At 37.6% G+C, this 23,522-nt stretch carries 17 protein-coding genes; 6 read left to right on the top strand and 11 right to left on the bottom strand.

From position 1 onward, the window contains the following. The first annotated feature begins 861 nt into the window (after positions 1 to 861). Positions 862 to 1,077 carry a GDCCVxC domain-containing (seleno)protein gene (locus I6E85_RS21095; protein ID WP_076915486.1) on the top strand — a complete coding sequence of 72 codons (216 nt, stop codon included), beginning with the start codon at positions 862 to 864 and terminating at the stop codon, positions 1,075 to 1,077. A 165-nt stretch (positions 1,078 to 1,242) separates the two neighbouring features. Here the strand turns inward: I6E85_RS21095 and I6E85_RS19760 are convergent, their stop codons facing one another. From I6E85_RS19760 to I6E85_RS19735, 6 genes are all read right to left on the bottom strand, one after another. Beyond that, positions 1,243 to 2,103: a cation diffusion facilitator family transporter gene (locus I6E85_RS19760; RefSeq protein ID WP_029753426.1), complete on the bottom strand. Its 861-nt coding sequence runs from the start codon at positions 2,101 to 2,103 to the stop codon at positions 1,243 to 1,245. 150 nt (positions 2,104 to 2,253) lie between these two features. After that, positions 2,254 to 5,448, bottom strand: coding sequence for an efflux RND transporter permease subunit (locus tag I6E85_RS19755; RefSeq protein ID WP_024592060.1), 3,195 nt, complete (start codon positions 5,446 to 5,448; stop codon positions 2,254 to 2,256). 26 nt (positions 5,449 to 5,474) lie between these two features. Further along, positions 5,475 to 6,743 carry an efflux RND transporter periplasmic adaptor subunit gene (locus I6E85_RS19750; protein WP_197237267.1) on the bottom strand — a complete coding sequence of 423 codons (1,269 nt, stop codon included), beginning with the start codon at positions 6,741 to 6,743 and terminating at the stop codon, positions 5,475 to 5,477. A 59-nt stretch (positions 6,744 to 6,802) separates the two neighbouring features. Continuing rightward, entirely contained in the window at positions 6,803 to 8,047 is a 1,245-nt protein-coding gene (locus I6E85_RS19745; RefSeq protein WP_024592058.1) for a TolC family protein, read from the bottom strand. A 103-nt stretch (positions 8,048 to 8,150) separates the two neighbouring features. After that, entirely contained in the window at positions 8,151 to 8,498 is a 348-nt protein-coding gene (locus I6E85_RS19740) for a hypothetical protein (protein ID WP_024592057.1), read from the bottom strand. Positions 8,499 to 8,668: 170 nt separating this feature from the next. Beyond that, positions 8,669 to 9,379, bottom strand: coding sequence for a transglutaminase family protein (locus tag I6E85_RS19735; RefSeq protein WP_024592056.1), 711 nt, complete (start codon positions 9,377 to 9,379; stop codon positions 8,669 to 8,671). A gap of 340 nt (positions 9,380 to 9,719) precedes the next feature. On the opposite strand from I6E85_RS19735, the gene I6E85_RS19730 reads away from it, so the two are divergent. Next, positions 9,720 to 11,660, top strand: coding sequence for a cytochrome c/FTR1 family iron permease (locus I6E85_RS19730; RefSeq protein ID WP_024592055.1), 1,941 nt, complete (start codon positions 9,720 to 9,722; stop codon positions 11,658 to 11,660). 14 nt (positions 11,661 to 11,674) lie between these two features. On the opposite strand, the gene cadR is transcribed toward I6E85_RS19730, so the two are convergent. Next, positions 11,675 to 12,082 (bottom strand): Cd(II)/Pb(II)-responsive transcriptional regulator, encoded by a 408-nt coding sequence (gene cadR, locus I6E85_RS19725; RefSeq protein WP_024592054.1) that lies wholly within the window; start codon positions 12,080 to 12,082, stop codon positions 11,675 to 11,677. A 77-nt stretch (positions 12,083 to 12,159) separates the two neighbouring features. Between cadR and I6E85_RS19720 the strand changes: the two genes are divergently transcribed. After that, positions 12,160 to 13,050 (top strand): cation transporter, encoded by an 891-nt coding sequence (locus tag I6E85_RS19720; protein WP_024592053.1) that lies wholly within the window; start codon positions 12,160 to 12,162, stop codon positions 13,048 to 13,050. A gap of 960 nt (positions 13,051 to 14,010) precedes the next feature. On the opposite strand, the gene I6E85_RS19715 is transcribed toward I6E85_RS19720, so the two are convergent. The 4 genes from I6E85_RS19715 to I6E85_RS19700 are packed head-to-tail and all read right to left on the bottom strand — an operon-like array spanning position 14,011 to position 19,917. Further along, positions 14,011 to 15,132, bottom strand: coding sequence for an efflux RND transporter periplasmic adaptor subunit (locus I6E85_RS19715; protein ID WP_024592052.1), 1,122 nt, complete (start codon positions 15,130 to 15,132; stop codon positions 14,011 to 14,013). A 1-nt stretch (position 15,133) separates the two neighbouring features. Further along, positions 15,134 to 18,274 carry an efflux RND transporter permease subunit gene (locus tag I6E85_RS19710; RefSeq protein WP_024592051.1) on the bottom strand — a complete coding sequence of 1,047 codons (3,141 nt, stop codon included), beginning with the start codon at positions 18,272 to 18,274 and terminating at the stop codon, positions 15,134 to 15,136. A 44-nt stretch (positions 18,275 to 18,318) separates the two neighbouring features. Further along, a complete protein-coding gene (gene dsbG / locus I6E85_RS19705) occupies positions 18,319 to 19,053 on the bottom strand; it encodes a thiol:disulfide interchange protein DsbG (protein ID WP_024592050.1) in 735 nt (244 codons plus the stop codon). Between the two features lie 33 nt (positions 19,054 to 19,086). After that, positions 19,087 to 19,917, bottom strand: a complete 831-nt coding sequence (locus I6E85_RS19700) for a TlpA disulfide reductase family protein (RefSeq protein ID WP_024592049.1) — start codon at positions 19,915 to 19,917, stop codon at positions 19,087 to 19,089. Between the two features lie 171 nt (positions 19,918 to 20,088). Between I6E85_RS19700 and I6E85_RS19695 the strand changes: the two genes are divergently transcribed. The 3 genes from I6E85_RS19695 to I6E85_RS19685 all read left to right on the top strand — a co-directional run bounded on the left by I6E85_RS19695 (position 20,089) and on the right by I6E85_RS19685 (position 23,378). Continuing rightward, a complete protein-coding gene (locus I6E85_RS19695; RefSeq protein WP_024592048.1) occupies positions 20,089 to 20,763 on the top strand; it encodes a response regulator transcription factor in 675 nt (224 codons plus the stop codon). After that, entirely contained in the window at positions 20,760 to 22,082 is a 1,323-nt protein-coding gene (locus tag I6E85_RS19690; RefSeq protein ID WP_024592047.1) for a histidine kinase dimerization/phospho-acceptor domain-containing protein, read from the top strand. The genes I6E85_RS19695 and I6E85_RS19690 overlap by 4 nt, the downstream gene beginning before the upstream one ends. Positions 22,083 to 22,913: 831 nt before the next feature. Further along, positions 22,914 to 23,378: a hypothetical protein gene (locus I6E85_RS19685; protein ID WP_050581782.1), complete on the top strand. Its 465-nt coding sequence runs from the start codon at positions 22,914 to 22,916 to the stop codon at positions 23,376 to 23,378. The last annotated feature ends 144 nt before the right edge of the window (positions 23,379 to 23,522 follow it).

Raw genomic sequence — 23,522 nt, 5'->3', positions numbered from 1 at the left:
GCCAATCACAATGACCGCTATTCGTTCTTTGCCGAAATTCAGCTTAGTGCTATCAGTCGTAACTCGTTTCTGCCCCAAGACGTGTTAACGTAATTACTCTATAGGTCGGCTTTGAGCGATAAGCGGTCAGTCGTATTTTTTACATTGTATGACTGCTTCAAGCTCATAGCTGCCGTTGAACTTTCATTACTTGATGTGAAATTTGAGCCTAAAACTGCAATTTTCACTTAAAAAATTACATCCATTTACAACTGAAGTTTTACCTAACACTTTTGCATGGAGCTAGATCTCAAATTCCCAAAGCGGACATTTCCATTATTCAAGTTTCAAACGAATTTAGAGTATTAAGTCTAAGGCGCTTTCGCCCCCCAAGAGAGTTAGCGCCCCCTTCAAGCTCAGGCTGTGTGAAAACTATTTTGGACTTGCGTAATTTGGAAATAGCAACGGAAAAGGCTCTGTAGATTTAAATCTGTAGTAAGTTTGGTGTCAAACTAGAGGTTTGTTGCCCATCCCCTCGAAATTAACCTTAAGCCTGTTTTTTAAACAGTAATTTGAGGGGTAAACAATTATTAAAAGGTTTACTTAATGATGTTGGCAATAAATATGTATCAAAAGTGCTCTCATAATTAAATTATCAAAATGCTATAAGAGTTTTGACTAAACTAGCTAATTTCATATTAAACCCAAGGTCACTAGGTTTTTCAGTACCTTACCGCAAGTAAGGTTAATATCGAGGGGATGGTCACAAAACCCCTATCTTCTCTGGCAATATGGTTGGAGTACCTATTTATTCTACTTTGGCATAAGTTTAATGATTGTAATGTCAGTATTAGATATTGTAAAACCTATAAAGGTGCGAGTATGCAAAGTATAAAATTAAACTCAACAATAACTTGTCCTGAGTGTGGTCATAGTAAAACAGAAAAAATGCCAACCAATGCCTGTCAGTGGTTCTATAAATGTGAATCATGCAAAGTATTATTAAAGCCTTTAAAAGGTGATTGCTGCGTTTTCTGTTCTTTTGGAACTGTTAAATGCCCACCAATTCAAGAAGGACAAGATTGCTGTAATAGCTAATCATCATAGTCATCCGTCAGATTTGGGTTTACGTAAAATAAATCTGTCAGCATTCCGCTGTAGTAACACTAAAGGCTTCCGCACTAGTAAGAGAAATGGGGTCTCTCAAAAAAACGAGCCTGCAACAGGTTTGGTTAAAATGTCTTTTCATCTTTGAAAGTATTTCTAATTGTTTTTTGAATCTCTACATATTTCGTTTACAAACTCAAATTCCAACGTTGTATGTTCAAGATGAAACGGGCTTAGTCGTGTTGATATTTCATGCTTTATTGCAATATATTCCTGTTGATCAAAATAATGGTTCACTACTAAATGAGCAGTAAGTACATGCCTTTCACCATCAAGGGACCACAAATGAAAATGATGAATATCTTCAATAAATTTCAATGTTGATAATTCAATTTTTATTTTTTCTTGAATGGCTTGCTCTGGTGTTGCCTGCAAAAACAGACGTATTGCAGTACGGAGGTTTTTTAAGACATTAAAAAGAATAAATAAGGTAAATCCGATTGAAAGTATGGGATCAAGTATTGGCAGTTCGACAAACATTAAGACGATAGCAACAATTAGCACAGCTACCCAACCTAAAACGTCTTCCAGTAAATGCCAATTAAGTACACGTTCGTTTAATGTTTTCCCGTCACTTAATTTGAAGGCAGCATAACCATTAACAATCACCCCTAATATCGCTAACCATAACATGCCTTGAGCATCAGGCATCTCTGGCGATAACAATCGAGGGAATGAAATGGTTAACACATAAATTGACCCCGCTATTAAGACAACGCCGTTAATAAGCGCACCAAGTAAAGAAAAACGGTGGTAGCCGTAACTAAACGTTTCATCATGGTTTTTCTTGCTGAGTTTATTTAATACCCATGAGAGACCGATGGATAAACTATCTCCTAAATCGTGAACCGCATCCGCCATGATTGCGGTACTGTTGGTTAACCAGCCGCCAATAAATTCGATAATAGTAAAACAAACATTTAGTATAAATGCCCAGCCAATACGACTTGAAGACATATCTTTAGGAATATGACTGTGTCCATCGCTAGTTGGATGTTGATGTAATTTGTCGGACATTACTTTCTCCTATAAATTGATATCCCGCAGCGAATACCTACGGGATATCGAGTTAAAGCAAACCGTCATATTTGCTTTAGCCAAACAGCACTACCTTCTCATTTCTTCAATCCGACCTTTAGAAAACCAACCATAAAGTACGGGGAGGACAAATAAAGTAAGGAACGTTGCTGTAACCAAACCACCAACAATTACAGTGGCTAATGGTCGTTGTATCTCAGAGCCTACACCATTTGACATGATAATAGGTATCAAACCAAGAGCGGAGGTAATCGCTGTCATCAATACAGGGCGAAGCCTTGATATAGCGCCTTCGTAAACGGCTTCGGCAATACTTTCCATACCTGTTTCAATGCGTAGATTAATCGCTTCAACCATAACCACACCATTGAGAACAGCGACACCAAATAAGGTAATAAAACCAATTGAACTTGGGACAGATAAGTATTGACCAGAAATATACAAGGCGACAACTCCACCAATCATAGCTAAGGGTAAATTGACGAGTATGAGCATAGCTTGACCAACACTAGTAAAAGCAAAATATAGTAGCAACGCAATAATACCAATAGAAAGTGGAACAACGATAGCAAGTCTTTGCTGTGCTCTTTGTTGATTTTCAAATTGGCCACCGATATCAACAGAATAACCGGGAGGTAAATCAACCTTACTTGCAATTGCTGCTCTAATATCTTTAACGACACTCCCCATGTCTCGTCCTTGTACGTTGGCTTGAATAACGACGCGTCGCTGGACATCATCTCGGCGTACCTGAGGGGGACCCGATTCAATGGCAATATCTGCAACATCACCTAACCGTACCCATGCACCTGTTGGAGCTTGTAGCCGTAAGTCAGCAATAGTTTGTTGCTGATCTCTAAACTCTTTGTCTATCCGTAGATAAATATCATAACGTTCATTACCATTAATGACTTGTCCTACTTCCTGACCACCGATACCATTTCGCACAAGTCTCATTACATCACCAACCGATAAGCCGTATCGAGATAATTGACGACGGTTTGGTCTAACGACTAACTGAGATTCACCTGCGATTGGCTCCATAGCGACATCCCTTGCACCATCAACACCTTGAATAGCATTAACTATAGCCTGACCTTGCTGAGCAAGGACATCGAGATCAGCACCAAATAGTTTTATGGCTAACTGCGCTTTAACACCAGAAAGTAATTCATCTACTCTTGTTGCGATAGGTTGAGAAAAATTCAGTAGTAAACCGGGGAATTTCTCAAGTTTTACTTCCATTAAACCTTGTAGTTCATGGCGTGTTTTAGCGCTGGTCCACTCTACAACTGGTTTGAGACCAATATAGATTTCAATGTTACTCACTGGCTCAGGATCACCACCAATTTCTGCTCGGCCAATACGACTGGTAGCATAAGTTACTTCAGGAAATTCAAGTAATATTTTTTCCAATTTAGGGGATACTAAAAGGGCAGTCGCTAAGCTGGTTGATGGGGCCATGGTTACACGTAAATTAATAGTGCCTTCTTCAAGCTCTGGCACAAATTCAGTGCCTAAATTTGGCACTAAAAATAACGTACCAACAAGCAAGGCTCCAGCCCCGATAAGAACTACTTTTTTAGCGTTCATCGCTTTTGTTAAACTACTACGGTAAAGCTTTTCTAGCACACTAACGAAAGGGCTGGTTCGAGCTTTAAAACCTCGTTGAAACAGGTAACTGGCTAACGCAGGTACAACAATGAGTGATACGGCTAAAGACGCAACCATTGCAATCATAATACTAATAGCCATCGGCTGAAATAGTTTGCCTTCAACCCCTTCTAAGCTAAATAAAGGGGCAAAAACCACCATAATAATTGTTACTGCAAAAAATACTGGCTTAGCTACTTCTCTAGCGGCAATTTGTATGCGTAAACTAACATCGACATCTTTTTCGACATCAAAAGGATTCTCACTGTCATGCATTCCTTCATGACTATGTTCGTGACGACGATCGGGCTGACTGAGATGTTTGAAAATATTTTCCATCATCACCACTGCACCATCGACCATCATTCCAATCGCAACCGCTAAACCACCCAGAGACATTAAATTCGCAGACAAGCCATTGTAAGCCATGATCATTAATGCCATACCAACAGAAAGTGGAATAGAAATAAGAACCAGTAAAACTGCGCGTACATTGAGTAAGAAAAGTACCAATACAATAACAATAAAGATAAAAGCCATTGTCAATGCTTGAGCGACTGTGCTAACTGCTTTTTCAATTAAATCTGCTTGGTCATAAATAGGTTCAAACGTTACACCTTTTGGCAGGGCTTGTTGAATGAGCGGGATTCTGTCTTTTATGCCATCAATGGCAACTTTAGTATTTGCGCCCATACGTTTTAAAACAATACCGGAAACAACTTCACCTAGGAATTTACTACCATTAGCACCGACACGTTTAGTCATTGTGACAGCGCCTTGTCTAATTTCGCTTCCAAACTCAACAGTTGCCACATCAGAAAGGTAGACAACAGTACCTTCAATTGTTTTAACAGGGATTTGTTTTAGTTCTTCAATACCTTTTTCATCACTACTTAGCCAACCGACACCGCGTATAATTAGTTGCTCTTGGCCTCTATCCATATACCAACCACCCGCATTATCATTATTGTCTTCTAATGCGTTAGCGATATCTTCTTGGGTCAATTGGTAAGCAAGTAAACGAGAAGGGTTGATATTTACTTGGTATTGTTTAACATTTCCGCCGAATGCTAAGACATCTGTAACACCATCTACAGGCATTAACAATAATTTAACCACCCAATCGTTTAGACTTCGAAGTGACGTACTGTCATAACCAGAATCTTCATCAGCGAGTAGTAAGTATTGATATACCTGCCCCAAACCAGAGGTGTTTGGACCAATTTCAGGTGTTCCAACACCTTCTGGTATTAATTCTTTTGCTGATTGCAATCGCTCAAAAACCAATTGACGAGCAAAATAAATATCGGTGCCTTCTTTGAAGACAACCGTAATACCAGACAGCCCTGTTTTAGAAATAGATCGTACTTCTTCAACATCAGGTAATGCATACATTACCGCTTCAATGGGGAAAGTAATTAGTTGCTCTACTTCTTCCGAAGCTAAACCAGGTGCTTCAGTATTTATGGCAACTTGCACGTTGGTAACATCTGGAAATGCATCCAAATTCAAACGTGGAATAGTAAAAATGGCCGTAGCCGTTAACGCAACCAAGGCAAGTATCACCAATAATCGGTTAGCGACAGACCAGTCAATCAAACGATTTAACATGTGTTAGTTCTCCAATTATCAATAAATTAATGGTTATGTGCGTCAAAACTGCCTTTGGCAATTTCCGCGGCAACATAAAAAGCACCAGTTGTGACAATTTTTGAGCCTGCTGGCAAACCATGAATTTCACGTAATATTCCCAGTTGTCGTCCCAATTCGATTTCAACACCTTTAAATTCGCCATTTTCTTCAACAAACACCATCCAATCACCATCACTACCTCGCATTAATGCTTCTTCAGGTACAGCCAGGACCTTTTTGTCAGTTTCAAGGGAAAAATAGACATCGGCAAATAATCCTGGATGAAGCTTATGGCCGTCATTTTGAACCTGTAAACGTATAATGCGTGTGCGAGTTACTGGGTCTATGGTATGAGCTTTTTGAGTGACCGTAGCTATGTATGTATTGTTACCTACATTTACTTGCGCCTTTGAATTTTTGGGTAAGTCCAATTCCATTGATGGCGCTAAACGTGCTTCAACCCATAACGTATCCTCATCAGCCAGATCAAATAAAGTACCGCCGGATTCTATGCGTTGTCCTTGACGGAAATTATCAGATAATACAGCGCCAGAAGTCTCTGCGTTTAGGGTGTATTGTCCAAGTTTTTTAGTGTTGGTAGCCAAAGAGGTAATAGCGTCAGCAGATAAGCCATACGCATATAATCGTCCTAAGTCAGCCTCAAAATCGGTCTGAGCTTCTATAAAGCGTTTATCACCTACTGCTTTTCGACCAAGTTTTTGAACCCTTTTCCATTCTGAATCAGCGAGCCTATAGCTGGCTTGTGCTTCAGCCATTGACTCACTAAATAGGGTGACTAACGGTTGATTGATTTCAACATGATCACCTAAAGCAACATGGCGTTTTAGTATCACCGAATCTACTCTTGGCGAGACCAAATAACTGGTATAGTCATTCGCTTTTATCTCTCCTTGAGCATAAATACTGTAAGTCATCGCCTGAGGCTCTAGTACGGTTATGTTAATTTCAGCTAAATTTAATTGTTCCTTTGAAAGTTTAACTCCCGCACCTTCTTCTTCGTGTTCATTTTTACCTTCATGGCCATGCCCATCGTCTTTTTCTTCTTCGTGTTCATTTTTACCTTCATGTCCATGCCCATCGTCTTTTTCTTCTTCGTGCTCATTTTTATCTTCATGCCCATGTCCATCATCTTTTGCTTCAACATGCTTTTCGGTTTTTTCTGCTGATTGAACATTTGCAAATGTCGAAGTACTTATGGTTGTTATTCCACAAAATAGTGCGGCAAGTGTTATTAATTTAATTTGCTTATTCATATGTTTTTCCAAAATTGGTTCATTGACTATTAATTGATTCTTGATAATGCCTTTAATATTCAAAGCTGAGATAATTGCAGAGTCGCGGCCTTAATTTGGCCTACCTGTAATAGCCAGTCGATTTGGCTTAATTGAAATTGACTTTGTAATTCAATACCAGCATTAAGACCTTCAGCACGTTGTTGTAATGCAAGTAAATATTCGGTAGTACTTACATCACCGCTTTGCCATTGCTTTTGCAGTAAATCGCCACTACGTTTTCCTCTTCCATCCATCAATTGTTGCCATCGTTGATAGTTTTTTTGATAAGTGATTAAGGTGTCAGTGCTTGATTGGATAGCAAATCTCTGTTTGCGCATAACGGAGCGAAAATTTGCTTCAGCAGCTATTGCTTGTTGATTCGCAGCTCTTGCTTGTGCTGAATAATTGTTACGGATATTCAAAGGCATTGAAAAAGTTACGCCTAACACGTTTTCCCTATCATTTTTTCCTGCGTTAAAACCTATAGTTGGGTCAGCTTTAGTTTCTAACAAAGCTAGTTGAGCATCACTTCTAGTTATTTGCCACTGTGCTTTTGCCGCTAAGACTAAGGGATGTTGTTCAAGCCATTGAGGTGAAAGTTGATAATTAGTGATAGTTAAACCTTGCGCAGGTATAACCTCTTTATCTGGCGTCCAATCTCGTAATAGCTCTTTGGTTTGGGCTTCGGCTTGTTTTAATTGAACTTGTACCTTTGCGGTAACATTCAACATTTGGGATAAACTTAAAAAAGTAAGTTCGGCATCTACTTGCCCTAGATCTCCTGCTTTTTGACGGTCTTTAACGATATCAAGTAAGGTTTCTAACTGCTTTTCTTGCTCTTGGGCAATAACCGCTTGTTTTTTAGCTGCTTGCCAAGTAATTAACGCTTGTAAAGCTTGCGCTGTCTTTTCTTGAACAAGAAAGTCAAAGTGTTTGCTTGCTTGGGTTAAACTAAAGTTAGCTTGTTGCTCTTTCGTTTCTCGCTTATCCCACCAATCAATCGTTTGATTAATACCAATAGAATAATTATTAGCGTCACCTTCTCGTTCATAACCTGTCTCTAATTCAGGATTATAAAGTGGTTGCTTGTTTCCTTCAGCATTTGAAAAAACAGCATTCATTTCTTCTTTGGCGGCAATAATATCGGGATGTTTGTTTATTTGCATCGATAACCAAGATGTCGATGTTGTTTGTGCATTTACGCTTTGTATATTAATTAAAATAGCCAAAGACATACTGACGCATAGCACAGCGCCAATATTTTTTTGAAAAAATATTTTCATAAATTAAACTCATATTTATTTAAATAGTGTTAACTAACGACAGTGAAATCGTAGTAGACACGAATATAAAGATGCTCAGCTAAACTGAGCTATTCTAATAGAGTTAACTTATAGGGGGGATTATTGGGTTATCGTGAGGAGGGCTTGAATATTGAAATAAATACCCATACTGATGTCCTATTTGATTTGGACGCTCAGTAAAGGTTTGAGCTTGAACGAGCCACTGAATATGAGATCCATGGCAATGACCACAATGATGACAATCTTTAGCATTATGTTCATTGTCTGTTGGTAATTCTTTGTCAGCTACAAAGCGATCAGATTCATGTGAATGTTCAATTTGGATATGCTGAATATCAATTTCATGAATTTCTTGTGAATTTGCAATAGCTACAAATGATTGTAATACAATCAAAATGACTAAAGTAAAATTCAAAAGCACATTTTTCACAGCAAAGACCTTTAAGGATACATAACACAAATTTATTGAGAAGGTATTTAGAAAATAATTAAATTTAAGAATATTCAAAATAACCGCACAACAATAACATCTATAGTAGCTATAGAGTCAAGAAATATTTTCAGAATTAGCTAGATAACCCTTTTTTCATTTTATAATGATTATTTAATTAGTTTTCTAATGCTTTCTACATTTTTATTGATTAGATGTCGAATGACATTTTTATATAGCCAATTTTTAATGCCAGACAAATTAGTGCCATATTTCTCATAGAATTCATCTGGGGTGTTAAAAATACCAAAGTCATCATGTATACCTTCTTTTTGAATAAACGTATCTTTGCCTGACCATTCCACTTGTGGATCTAATAAACACTTTGTTGCAATACCATATCCGCAAAAATTATTTTTCACATTTTTAAACTTAGATTGAATAGATTTTAGATATGGGTCATCAATAATAAAGCCTTCTAGATTGATCCAATTATCTTCAAAAAGCACTTCAACCCAGCTATGAATAATGAATTCTGGAGCAAGCCACATAATGTAATTGGGTATAGCACCTTTTTGTAAGCTTTTCTCAATAGTAAATCCGTGAAATCTACAAGGAATATCCAATGCTCTTAATAAAGCCATTAAAAGAGTTCCTTTAGTATTGCATTGACCATACCCATCAGCTAAAACAAAGCTCGCACTTATATCATCACGACTGTTATACCCAAACTTTATTTCATCTTTAACAAAACTGTAAGCAGCCCCTATTTTTTCAAAATCATCAAGAGAATTCCAGCCTCTATTTTTAATCAAGTCTGTAATTAGAGGGGTATCGTAATCTAGAATATTCGATTTCTTTAAATATATATGTGATTTCATAGGATTCTGCTTTACTAATTCAGTTGCTGGCTAAAACGAGCAATAGTCATTAATATATGCTCGTTATTTATCTTGTTATTAACAGCTTATAGGTCAACACATCAACACTATAATCTCTATAGTAACTATAGGGTCAAGGATGAATTGACAGAATTAGCTAGATAGATATTTTCAATGTTCATTTTAAAACCATTAGTCAGCGATTTTTCTAATGTTCTCTACATTTTCATTGATAACACCCAGTTATAAAAATATTTTTTAATACTTTACTCTATAGTAACTACAGGTATTGCAATTGATAATAATTATCATTTAGGCTGTAATATTTAAGGTTCATAGTATGCAATTTTTTTGGAACGTGCGATTAATAAGTCAAAAACATATAGGAATAAAATCATCATTCTATTTAGTGTTGATGGCGACTATTTTATTTTCGACATTGAGTATAGCGTCAACGGTTGATGAGGTTGCTCAACTACGCCAGATAGCACAGTTGGCAGAATATGTGGGGGTCGATTACGCATCAGCGGTTGATAATGGCCAAGTAATTAACGATGATGAATATCAGGAAATGCTTGAATTCTCTCAATTGATAGTTGATAAAACGTCAAGTGATAATTATGTTATGCACTCTCTCAATGAGAAAGCATCGGCCTTACAAAAGGCTATTTCAACTAAAGAAAATGTAAATATTGTCAGGCAATTTACTTCTGAACTGCGAATTTCATTATTGGCTATGATGCCTGAGTTACCTCTCCCTAAAAGATTACTGTCTAAAGAGGCGACGTTTTCTTTATTTGAAAATAACTGTGCGAGTTGCCACGGTCTTTCAGGTCAAGGAAATGGTGTTTTAGCATCGGGATTAGAGCCTGCACCTACCGATTTTACCGATAAAAACCGTGCAGAAAACCGTTCACTTTTAGGCTTGTTTGATGCCATATCTAATGGGCTTGATGATACGGCTATGCCTGCATTTACACAACTAAAAGAACAGCAGAAATGGTCCCTTGCATTTTATGTCGGTGGTTTGGCATTCCAATCATCAAGCGAATTCATCAAACCATCGCAATCAATTTCATTACAAAACTGGATAAATTATAGTCCATTAAAATTATCTACAGAAACTGACGGATTAACGAAAAATGAAATTGAAGGGTTAAGAGCCGATCCAAAATTATTGTTTACCAATCAAAGTGGTCCTTTAGCTATAACCAAAACTCAATTAGCTGCCGCAAGCATTGCGTATAAAAATGAAGAGTATGAGAAGGCCAAAACACTTGCTGTGAGTGCTTATCTAGATGGTTTTGAATTAATTGAAAATAGTTTGGATGCACGAGACAAAAATTTACGTAAAAGCATCGAAGGAAACTTGATTAAGCTTCGTCAAGTGTTAAGTAACGCACAACAGGTTAATCAACTTGAAAGCCTTATGGAAATTACTGTGAGGCAACTCAATGACGCGGAAAAACTTCTGACAGAAACCACTTTATCAAATGAGGCTCTTTTTACTGCAAGCTTAGTTATTTTGCTAAGAGAAGGTTTAGAAGCCTTGCTGGTTGTGCTGGCTTTGATAACAGTGTTAATTCGAACTAAACGTCATGATGCCTTAAAATATGTCCATTTTGGTTGGCTCAGTGCGCTACTAGCGGGTTTTGCTACTTGGGCGGTAGCCCAGTCAATGATCAATATCAGTGGTGCAAGTCGAGAAGTCATGGAAGGTATTGCTGCAATGCTTGCAGCGTTAATGTTGTTCTATGTGGGGATCTGGATGCATAGCAAAACGAATGCTGAACACTGGCAGGCATACATTCAAAAGCACATTAATACACAATTAGAAGCAGGTACACTTTGGGGATTAGCCGTGCTCTCATTTATCGCTGTTTACCGAGAGGTTTTTGAAACGGTTTTATTCTATCAATCACTGTTAACACAAGCCTCAACGACTCAATACTCATTTGTTATCGGTGGACTTTTATTCGGGATAGCTGTGTTATCGATTATTGCATGGGGAATGTTTAAATATTCTGTAAAATTGCCAATTGCTCGTTTCTTTTCAACAACAACATATCTCTTATTAGCACTGTCATTTATATTGATGGGAAAAGCAGTTTCAGCATTACAAGAGGCTGCCATTATTGGAATTTCTCCATTGCCAATTACTGTAGAGGTTGATTGGATTGGTGTTGGGTCTACTTGGGAAGGCATAATGGCACAGTTGACAATATTGGTTTTATTTATAGCCTATATGTATAGATCTAGAAGAAAACAAATAATGATTTAAGATCAGCATTGTATCTAAACATTTTTAGCTACGTCACTGGTAAGCTTTTGTAAAATACCACACTGCTCAATTGTTCCATTATTTGAGCATGTGTTACTTAAGTAATTTAATTGTTCTTTTAGGCTATTAAGTTCTTTAATACGTTGTTCAACTTGCTGAATATGACTATCGATCATGTTGTTAACTGAGTTGCATTGAATCGAGGGTGAACTTTGTAACTCAAGCAGTTGACGAATTTCCGATAAGGTTAAATCGAGCGTTCTGCATTGTTTAATAAACATCAATTGTTTAAGTGACGATTTATTATATAAACGAAAATTTCCTTCACTTCGCTCTGGGGATTTCAAGAGTTGTTCTTTTTCATAATAACGGATCGTTTGTACTGAACAATCTGTTAATTTTGCTAGTTCGCCAATTTTCATAATATTAAATTTCTTTGTTGACTCTATAGTTACCATAGACTTTATACTTTGTAAAAATGTGTTTAGCAAGGTTTTTTATGTCAAATAAATGTAGTGGCCAATGTGAGTCAGTTGTTACTGACTCTAGTATTAAAAATACTGATGCTTTTGATGGGCGTTTCACCACTGATTATAAAGTGCCTAAGATGGATTGTCCTTCTGAAGAACGATTGATAAGGTTAGCGCTCGACGGTATTGAGCCATCTGTTGGATTAAAATTTGATATTCCTAATCGGCTAGTTAAAGTTTTTCATGATGCTCATTTGGATGAGATAACTACGAAGCTTCAATCATTGAATTTAGGTGCTACGTTAGAAATAACCAGAGAAAGTTGCAGTGTTGAAGCAACCCAAGCCAAAGTATCTGCTAAAGAAAATGAAGGGAAAGAAACCATTATTCTTAAGTGGTTACTGATCATTAACGGGTTCATGTTTTTTTGTGAATTCATCGCGGGTTGGATTGCTCAATCCGCTGGACTGATTGCTGACTCGTTAGATATGTTTGCAGATGCTGCTGTATATGGATTAGCGATATATGCGGTTGGGAAAAGTATTAAGATGAAACTCAAAGCAGCCCACATATCGGGATTGCTACAAGTTATCCTTGCGTTAGGTGCTTTAAGTGAAGTGTTAAGGCGATTTATATACGGAAGTGAACCCGTATCAAATTTAATGATGATTTTTGGTGCACTTGCGTTAATTGCCAATGTTACATGTTTGTTTTTAATATCTGATAGTAAAGAAAATGGCGCTCATATGAAGGCTAGTTGGATTTTTTCAGCTAATGATGTTATTGCAAATGTTGGCGTTATATTAGCAGGACTACTGGTAACACTGACAGGATCGCGTTATCCAGATCTTGTTATTGGATTTATAATTGCCCTTGTTGTATTAAGTGGTGCTCGTCGAATTTTACAGTTAAAAGCGTAGTTGAAATCAAATAAAAAAGTCTCTGTCACAACATTAATAAGCATCAACACTCAAGTATCTCGTATTAACACGATATATCATTAGCCAAGACGTTCTGGTCAAGTGACATAAGTTATGGTGTGGTAAAAACTTACCGCACCAACATCAATTGTTGCCTTTTAATGGTTTTCCTTTGGTTATTAAATGAATATTTTAAGCCGTTTATTTCAAACCGATTTTAGGAACGTCCGCTTTTCCAATAATTTTCAATTTTCAATTCTGCTGTCGGTTATATTAGGTCAACTAACTGGTACTAAGTTGATCTCGACAAACACTCTCAATTTCAAAATATTACTTCCGATTTGCGCACAAAGTGCTCCTAAATCCTGTGGCGCAATGTGCCCCAAACCGGCATAGTACTATTAAAGGTTTAGTACATAAGAATCATGTGAATTGAATGTCCGCTTTCGGTAATTTAAATCAATATTAAATATTAAGTGTTCAAACTTCACGCTGAGAAACTGGAACGACTTTAAGATTTCCTGTAGTGCTGCTTTATCGGAAGGGTTGTCACTTTAATTTAAAGTCTCAATGACGGGTTTGGTGGCTAACTCGCCTGTCAAAGGGATAGTCTCAGGGTTTGAGGTTTAATGGCTCCTGCAAGCTCAAAGCTGCCGTTGACGACTCGTATCTGAACATTCACTTTTGCCACTTTGAAGACCTAAGGTTTTAGCACCTATCGACATCTTTTGGGCTGTAAGCGGTCATAAATTAAGAGCTGAATCAATATATCTAGCAGTCACTATGAGCCTTCAGCGGACATTTTTTGGATTGATTTACCTTTAAAATCATTTCGTTTCGATACCAAAAGCAACATTAATCTATCGCTACAAGAATATATGCTTTTGGCTTTAAATTGTTCATTATGGCTACGGACTATTAAACTAATACTTAAATAATTGATGTACAAGATCTAAAATATCAGAGAGTTATATAGTCCAATAAGGCGTTCGGGTTGAGTATCACCGTGTTGTTAGGACGAATTTCACTAACAAATATAAAGCGTTCGGTTGATTGTGAAACGATGTTTATTTTTTGAAATTGAATATTATTTTCGTTTACGGTCGCAATCGCGGCTCCACCTTTATGATAAGTAAGCGCTGCTAACGGTGCTTGCCATTTAGGTTGTCTGAGCTTTTGGTTATTAATATTAATGGAAATGGTTCCGTTAAGGCCGGTTGGTAGATTATGCTCGCGATTATCAAACTCAGCTTCAACAAGCATGGTTCCGGATAAAACACTTATTGCTTGCGCCTTACGAGTAATGGTCGCAGATACAAAGATGCCCTCATAGCCTGTAAACGTGGCGTCGATTGTATCTCCAATTGATATTTTACTAACTTCGCTTTGTGGCACATAGGTGATTAACTTCAATTCGTTTATGTTTTGTAGTTTATAAAGGTAGTTATCTAATTGATTGTTAACGCTATTGACAATGTCGCCTATCTCAATATTTTTATCTGTAATATAGCCAGCAAATGGAGCCGTTATAATAAGTAATGACTGTTGAAATTGGTTTTGTTCTTTTTGTGCGAACAAACTTGCTATTTTAGCCTTTGATTTTTCTGTTTGAACGGTCAACCTATCTAATTCAGCTTTGCTAATTAAGTTATCTTTTATTAACTGCTTGGCTCGTTTCAACGTTAATCGATTTAATTCATGCTCGGCTTTGCCAAACTCAATGTCAGCCAGTATTTGTTGCTCTTGTAGTTTAATCTCAGGAGCATCAATTACTGCAAGTACATCGCCTTTACTGACCGCACTACCAATTTCTACATATTGTTCTTTGATATAACCACTGGCTCTAGAATGTAACTTTGTCGTTTGTTTAGCCTGTGAAACGGTTGGCAGACTCACCGTTCTTTGATCCAAAACTTTGGTCAGCGTGGCGGTTTGATAACTTGATGGAGGATTCGTTTCTGCGTGCACCGTTAAGGTTGTTAATATAAGTAGGCCAATAAGTGCAATGATGTGCATTACTTTATGTAATACGGAATCTTGGGCTTTAGATTGGGCGCTATGTCTGATTTTATGTTCTGTCATTTTAGTTTTCCTCGATATCTTGAAACATTGGCTTATTTCGAAAGCTCAGTATTAGTGGTACTAATGTCAAAGTTGCTGGTGTGCCAAAAATTAAGCCTCCAATAACAGCTCTTGCAAGAGGAGCGTTTTGTTCTGCTCCTTCTCCCAATGCTAATGCCATGGGGATCATGCCAACCAACATAGCTATAGCTGTCATAATTACCGGTCTAAACCTTGTCTTTATCGCAGACAATGCTGAATTTTTTGCTAGTTTTCCCGCAAGCATTTCAGCCCTGGCAAAGCTAACAACTAAAACACTATTTGCCGTTGTTACTCCCATTACCATAATCATGCCCATAAATGCGGAGACACTTAACGGCGTATTTGAGAGGAATAGGGCAAGCAAAGAGCCGCTAATGGCCATAGGCATTGCGCTTAAAGCCACAAGTGGCAAGGCCCAAGATTGGAAATTTATTACCATCAATAGAAATACTAAAATTGCAGCCATCACCATACCCGTAGCCAAGTCACTGTAGGCTAAAAGCATGTCTTTTGCTTGCCCTTCAATAATGATTTTATTGCCAGCTTTAAGAGTAGCCTTTGTCGACGCAACGTTTTTTGTGATGTCGGTATAAACCGAACCCAAATCGCGTTGATCAACGTTAATCAATATACTGATTGTCGGGGCTAACATTTGCCGTTTAATTAATGCAGGTCGAGCGCGTTTTTCTACACTCACTAGGCTTTTTAATAATACGGTTCCCTGAGCTGAATTAGTGGCTTTAACTGGCGTATTTAACAAAGTGTTTAACGAGTCTAAACGATAGGGTGGAACTTGAGCCGCAACAATATAACTGATGCCATTATTTGCCCATGTGTTTGGGAATAAGTTTGCACTCGAGCTTAGGCTCACTAATAGGGTCTGACTGATGTCAGTCATATTCACACCTAGTTTTTTTGCAAGTATTCTATCAATATTGAGATTGATATCAGGCCAGGCCGTAACTTGATCAATGATAATATCAGCAACACCTTCAACATTTTTTAACTTGCTCATTAGTTTTGTGGCGGCCTGTAAATTTCCTTTTATATCTCGGCCTGTGATTTTTACTTCAATGGCAGAACTAGCAGTGCCATTAAGTGTTTGGGAAATAATATCAGCAGGACGAAATAGCACTTGGTAGTCAGGGAATTGTAACGCTAACTGAGCTCTGATTTTTCTAATATAAAGGTCAGTTGGTGCATGATCAGGGGTTAACTGTACTAATATCTCGCCTTCTGAAGACGTGCTAATCATAGAACTAATCCAAGTTCGATTTATAGCATCTGGAGGTCCAATATTCTCAACAATGGCCTGAATTTCGTTAGCAGGGATTATCGTTCTAATTAATTGATGAACATTCGCAAACTGTTTTGCAGCCACTTCTAGTCGTACACCATTTTCAACTCTAAGGTGTAATCGAATTCCGCCCGCGTCAGATTTAGGAAAGTAGTCTTTTCCAAGCATCATAAACGAAGAAGTTAATATGATACTTGCCACGATACTCACTCCAGTGAGTACTAAGATGCGGCAACTCAATAGTCGCTTTAAGTTTAATAAATGCACCGCAATAATTCGGTCTAATTTTTTTTCAACCTTAATGTGGACTTTGTGCACTAACGAATTTCGGTTTACATTTTCACGTTCATTTTTCAGTAATAAAAATGCGAGTATGGGCACCAATGTTCTTGAGAGTATAAAAGATGCAATCATAGCGAGTAGAACCGCTAAGGCTAAAGGCTCAAAAACGTATGCGCTTGTACCACTTAACAAAAATATAGGCATTAAAACGATACATATGCTCATCGTTGAAACAAGCTCAGGAAATACCACCTGCTTGGCGCTATCAATTACGGCTTGTCGAATTGATTTGCCGTAATCTAAGTTGCGGTTAATATTCTCAATTTCCACCAAGGCATTATCGACTAATATACCGATTGCTAATCCTAACCCTCCTAATGTCATGAGATTTAATGTGTGACCAAAAAAAGTTAACCCTGTAAGAGAAGCTAAAAGGGCTAATGGAATAGAAGTAAGCACAATGGCTGTGCTGCGAACACTGCCAATAAAAATTAAAACGACCAGAGCGACTAAAAGGGCGACTATTACCGCTTCAATTAACACTGCATTTCTAGAAGCCACAACAAATTTAGATTGGTTAAATATAGGCGTTAAGGTTAAGCCTTTAGGCGCACCTTTTTGTATGTTTGGTAAACGACGGTTGATTTCATTAATGATATCTACGGTAGATGAATTCCCTAGTTTTAAAATAGAAACAATAACGCCTGCTTGCCCATCTACACGAGCTAAACTAGTTGCAACAGCGCCACCATCACGAACCGTTGCAACATCTTGAAGTTGAATTAGACCATGTTCGCTATATTTAATGGGGATAGCTTTAAACTCAGCTACACCTTCCGGACTCCCATTAGTTGAAACGGTAAAGGCCACTTTTCCTTCACGTAAAATACCAGTCGGTAACGTAATGTTTTGTTGCGAAATAGCCATGGCTACTTCTTTTGCTGTTAGTCCATGCACCTGTAATCTATCGGGATCAATATCTACCATTAGTTGTCTAGGAGCTCCACCAAAAGGTAGGCTCAATCGTAAGCCAGGTATTGACTGCAATTGTCGTCTTAGAGTTAGTCGAGCGTAATCATACAGTTGAGACTGAGTCATCGTTTGAGAAGAAACGGCGAGTTGAAGTATAGGTACGCTTGACGTCGTATAATTAACTATTAACGGTGGGGTCATTCCCTTTGGTAGCCGCTTTAAAATGGTTTGAGAGACACTGGTAATTTGCGATAGTGCAACAGCTAACTTTGCTCTGGGGTGAAAACTGACTTGGATGAGCGAGTAGCCATTACCATTTTCAGATTGAACACGCTTTACATCGTCAACGTTATTCATGATGGCAATTTCACTAAATGATGAAATTTTTGACGCCATTTCAGAGGCACTAAGACCTGGGTATTGCCACAATACGTTGACATAGGGAATATCAATTGAAGGTAAAATGTCAGTAGATGTTTTTTGTAAAGACCTAATGCCAAACAGCAACAACAGTATAACCAATACGCCAACCGTATAACGTTGACGAAGAGCGAGCTTAACTAACCACATTTATTTAGCCTCTGTTAATAAAATATAATTCATCTGACTAAACTCTACTTACCGTCATTTGGGGCAAAAATATCGGCTAATATTGACTCAGGAGGCAAGCCAATTTGTTTATTAAATTCTCCGTCTGCATTTAGATAAAAAGTAGCTGGAGTTGCACGGGCACCTAAAGACAGCATGGTTTTATAGTTGTTAATTAGCTTGTCACGGATCGTTTTTTCTGGGTTCTCAATTGGTTTTATAGACTGAAATAATCCTGAGCCAGCTAATTTTTTCAATTGTTCTTCAGGATTATCCGCGCTTAATATGGCCGCGGCTTTTCCTAAGCTGTCTGCTTTTAAAATACCGACTAAAATATGACGAATTTGCACTTTTCCTGAATCAACCCAAGGCCGTGCCTTATCCCATAACTGCTTACAATAAGGACAATTGGGATCCGTAAAAGTGTAAACAATACGCTTGGCTGACGCAGAGCCATCTCTTACCCAATGACTGTTTTCAAGGGCTTGCCAATTCTTAACCGCCTTTGGACCATTAACATAAGCATTCAGCTTTTCTTCACCTACAGAATTACCTTCAGTATCCACTAATGGGCCGGTAAATAAGTACTTTTCGTCTTCAGTGACATACAAAGTAATAGTCTCATTTTGAAAGTTAGCGATATAGCCAGTCATATTTGCCGGCGCTTTAAAAGAACTGACCACTTCACCACCTTGCTGAGTGAATAACGTTAAGGGTGCTGGGTAGTTAACTGTTTCTGTAGCAGTAAGATTTAACGGCAAAAAAATGTAAATAAAATTGATATTTTCATAGGTTTATCCTTTTTTTAAAGGTACGACGGAATTAATTTGATTAAGGTAATAACGCAAGCTAGCTTGAGATAATTCGCCCATATGGCTAGTAACTAACTGCCCTTTTTCATTATAAAATAATGTGGTTGGTAGCCCTGCGGCGCCAGTTTCTCGGCTAACATTGCTAGTGGGGTCGATGAAAACATTTTTTAAATCCAACGCTGTTGAATCAATAAAATTTTTAACACTAAGCAGGCTTTCGCCTTGATTAACAAAGACAAAAACAAGCTCAGGGTTATGTTTTTGAGCGGCTTCTAATACCGGCATTTCTCTACGACAAGGTGGGCACCAAGATGCCCAGAAATTAATAACAACTGGCGTGCCCTTATAGCGTCTTAAATCGACTTCATGGCCTTCAATATTACGTAAAGGTGAGCTAGGCAGTTCGACTGCTGCTTGATAAATAACAGCAAAAAAAGTAGGAATAATTAAACAGAAAAAAGTAATTAATGCCGATGTAAAATAAGCTTTAATGAACAATTTATTACGTCTAGCATAAAACATCAGTACCAAGGCACCAGCGCCCCAACCTGTGCTAGGTATAAAGCCACCATCACTTATATTTACTAATTGCCACCAATTCTCTTGGTAGCTTTGCCACATAGCGATTATAAAGGTCAATCGTGCGGTTAAAAAACCAATAATAATGGCTGTGAATATATACTCTAAAAACTGTTTCTGTTTTGCATTGTTACGTGTTTGAAGATAAGTTATTCCCCAAAACATAAATAACCCTACCAGAGTAATTAATTGTGAAATTGAGAGAACTATCGGCCCTACAGCAATACTTAGCATTTATTTACCACATCTTTTTTCCATTAACTTACCAATGATAAATCGCTAATATTAAGCCAACATTAAGAAAAAGTTCATTCGCTAAACCCTGCTAAAAACTTAATTTATCGCTTGTTCTCCTGCGCTTTTTCACGTTAATCTTAGCGGCATAAGAATTGTATTTGAGCAAAAATGTATATTTTATTAGTTGAAGATGATGCTGTTATTGCTGATGCCATTAGCACTTTTTTATCGGGTGAAGGTATGGCTGTGGAACATGTTGCTTCAATAAGTCATGCAAAAAATATCTTGAATAAAAGCAACTTCGATCTCTGTATTCTTGATCTAAATTTACCGGATGGAAATGGTATAACGTGGCTAACATGGCTGCGAAAAAATCAACACTCATTGCCGGTACTAATACTCACGGCGAGTAATTCAATTGACGACAAAGTAACAGGATTAAAGAATGGCGCTGATGATTATTTGGTTAAGCCATTTGACCTAAGAGAGTTATTAGCGCGTTTGTACAGTATAAAGCGACGCACAACCGACAGACTAACAAACACCATTTCACATGGCCTGCTGACTTATCACTTAGAACAACACAAACTATTAATTAATGACAAACATATCCCCTTATCTCGGAACGAAGATTTACTTTTAAAAATATTTCTTAACAATCCACAACGTATTTTATCTGAAAGCCAATTAAAAGATGTTTTATACGGCACATGTGACGACGTAGCCAGTAATGCCCTGAATGTACATATATTTAATTTACGTAAAAAAATAGGAACTAAAGGCATAGAAACTATTCGGGGTTTTGGATTTCGACTAGGCTCAATTGAAGTAACTGAACAATGAGCTTGCGCCTTCGCCTAACAATATTAGTGGCAGCCGTATTTATTGGTTTTTGGCTATTAGCCAGTGTTTGGATGGTGACGGGTCTTAGTCATAAATTAGACGTCAGCTTTGATAAACGTCTAGAATCTACCGCTATAATGCTAAGTAATATATTAGCGCATGTGCCACAAAGTGCTATGTCAGCCTCTTTACCAGCAATAATGGAAGCCAATGAAGTTGGTACGGCAAAGGGATTAACCTGTCAAATAAGCTCTTTGCACGGCAGTATTATAGCAACAAGCAATAGCAGCACTTTTCCCAATAGCACAGCAGTTGAATCTGGGTTCCATTATATTCAAGCTGAAAGTACAGCGTGGCGTACGTTCACTTTAATCACCAGCCAACATAAAATAACCATTGCAGATAAGGTTTCTGAGCGTGATTCTTTATATTATGATCTGCTTAAAAGTATTCTTATTCCCCCTGCATTAGCGATTTTAATTACGTTAGGTTTATTATGGTTTGCAATTGGTACAGGCATAAAACCGATAATGCTACTAACTTCAGCACTCGAAAAACGCGGTAGTGAAGACCTTGCTCCCATTCAAATACAGCAACCATTAAAAGAACTGCAACCACTGATCAACAGCCAAAATGCACTAATGGCACGATTAGCTGAAGTGATATCAAGAGAGAAGCAATTTACCAGTAATGCTGCACATGAGCTTAGAACACCGTTAGCGGGTATATTGGCTCAAGCCCAACTTGCTGAACTAACAACAGGAGACAAGCAACAGCGAGCTTTATTGCAGGTAAGTAAAAGCACAAAGCGTTTAAATTCTATATTAGACAATTTACTTTTACTGGCAAATATTGATGCAATCACCCAAGTCCATACTGACGAAACTTGGTCAGTTGAATTACTCATTAAAAACATGATAAATGAGACAACGCAAGGTAGTGAACGTATAGCTTATTCAATACAAGGAAAAGAACTCATATCCGTTATCCCATCAGCTATGATCGCTATTGTTTGCCGTAACCTGCTCGATAATGCTTTAAAATACAGTCCCCCAAAAACACCTGTTTTAATGGCCATTAACGTTACAGAAAGCCTTTTAAATATTAATGTTAGCAACACGGCTAATGTTACCGCCACAGACATTGACAAAATGACTACGCGCTTTTGGCGTAGCGGTTCAGCAGAGGGTGCCGGTCTTGGCTTATCTATTGTAGATACCATAGCGATAAACTATAAAGGCTCAATTACACTGGCAAATAATGGTAATACTTTTGTAGCTCAGTTCTCAATACCTTTGACAGAAAGTAAAATAGCTTAAAATTAAGAACATATCGTTTTTAATACGTTAACCCTTTCACAGCCAACGAGTTTGCAATTGTATGAACGCAGCAATAGTAGATCTATCGGTCATGGAGCTATGTATAAAGGTGGTGATTATTTCCCTGTTAATTTACTAACAAAATTGCCCGTAAATTTATTAATTAAAGTTGAATCTCATGTTCAGAATTAGCTTAACTTTCAAAGTAATGATTAAATACTTTTCTATTAGGACAAAAAAAATGATGTAAAATCACGGCGACTAGGCTCGCAATTAACGTTGAACAATAGGAATATAATGAGGGCAATAAACAATAAACTTGTGTGTCGATTTCTACAGGTACTTTTAGCTTTCCAAAATACTCATAATAACTTCTAAATACCAATTGTTTTAGGTCACATTTAGCCGTGAATTTTAATGTCTGCTTAGTAGATTAGAAGTCATAAGGGAATCATCAAAATAATGAGCGCACAATATTCGAATGAGATAGGCACATGATCTGAACACCCTAATTATAGGTTTATTCAGACTGAAAGGACTATAAAGCGCACAAAGTTAGCATTAATAATTTGATGATGAACGACCGCAATGGTGGCTTAGCTGTCCAATTCAGAGGTTTTTGAAAAGTAATGTCAATGTCTGCTGTTGGCACAGAGCCGTCCTTCGGCTCAAACTCATTTTTGTCCAAAGGTGAGTTTCAATCTTTGTTGTCACAATTTTTCTTTGGATAGGCACGTTGATTGAATCTAAGTTTTGATCTTTATTGTCATACATACCTTCTATTGACACGAAAGGAACGGACTGGGAAGGCAAAAAAAGTTTCAAACATTATTGTTTTCCGACAAGAGGCATAGGATAGAGCATTATTTATACCGAGGTGTTTCGGAAATTGATGATAAAGAAAATGATGGAAAGCTCCTACCTAAAGGAAAAGATCCATCTGTACCTGTTTATTTTGGACAAAAGGGTGCTTGCTTTGGTGGTGGTTATACTTTTGGTAGTTCAGAGGGGAATGCGGTTAGGGCGCACCAAGTTGAAACAGGTATGAATAACGGCTGTTATATATCAACTAGCAGCTGTAAAAATGTTGCTAGGAGATTTGCGACCATTGGTAATTTAGTTGACGGATATATCTATACTCTCGATTCTACTTTATTCTCTGAATATGGAGTTATAAGCCATATTCTTCCCGGATCAGAAAATACTGGTGAATACGAAGTATCGATAAGAGCTAAAAATAATGGTCCAATACCAAAAGAAGTTATTATTAACAAGGAAATGGTTAATGCCATATAACTATAAAACAGTTGGCTTTTGCTCCTTCGTCGCTTATTTTAGCCAACAATTTTTTGCCTCTTAGCAAGGCGTTGAGGTTGTAGAATTACTCTTTTTAGGAACGTATTCTACTATTTCAAATTGATTGCTTTTTAACCTTGAACC

The sequence above is a fragment of the Pseudoalteromonas sp. NZS71 genome (assembly GCF_015864715.1).
In the GTDB taxonomy this organism is placed as follows: Bacteria; Pseudomonadota; Gammaproteobacteria; order Enterobacterales; family Alteromonadaceae; genus Pseudoalteromonas; species Pseudoalteromonas arctica.
This window is presented reverse-complemented; position numbering and strand designations above follow the sequence as displayed.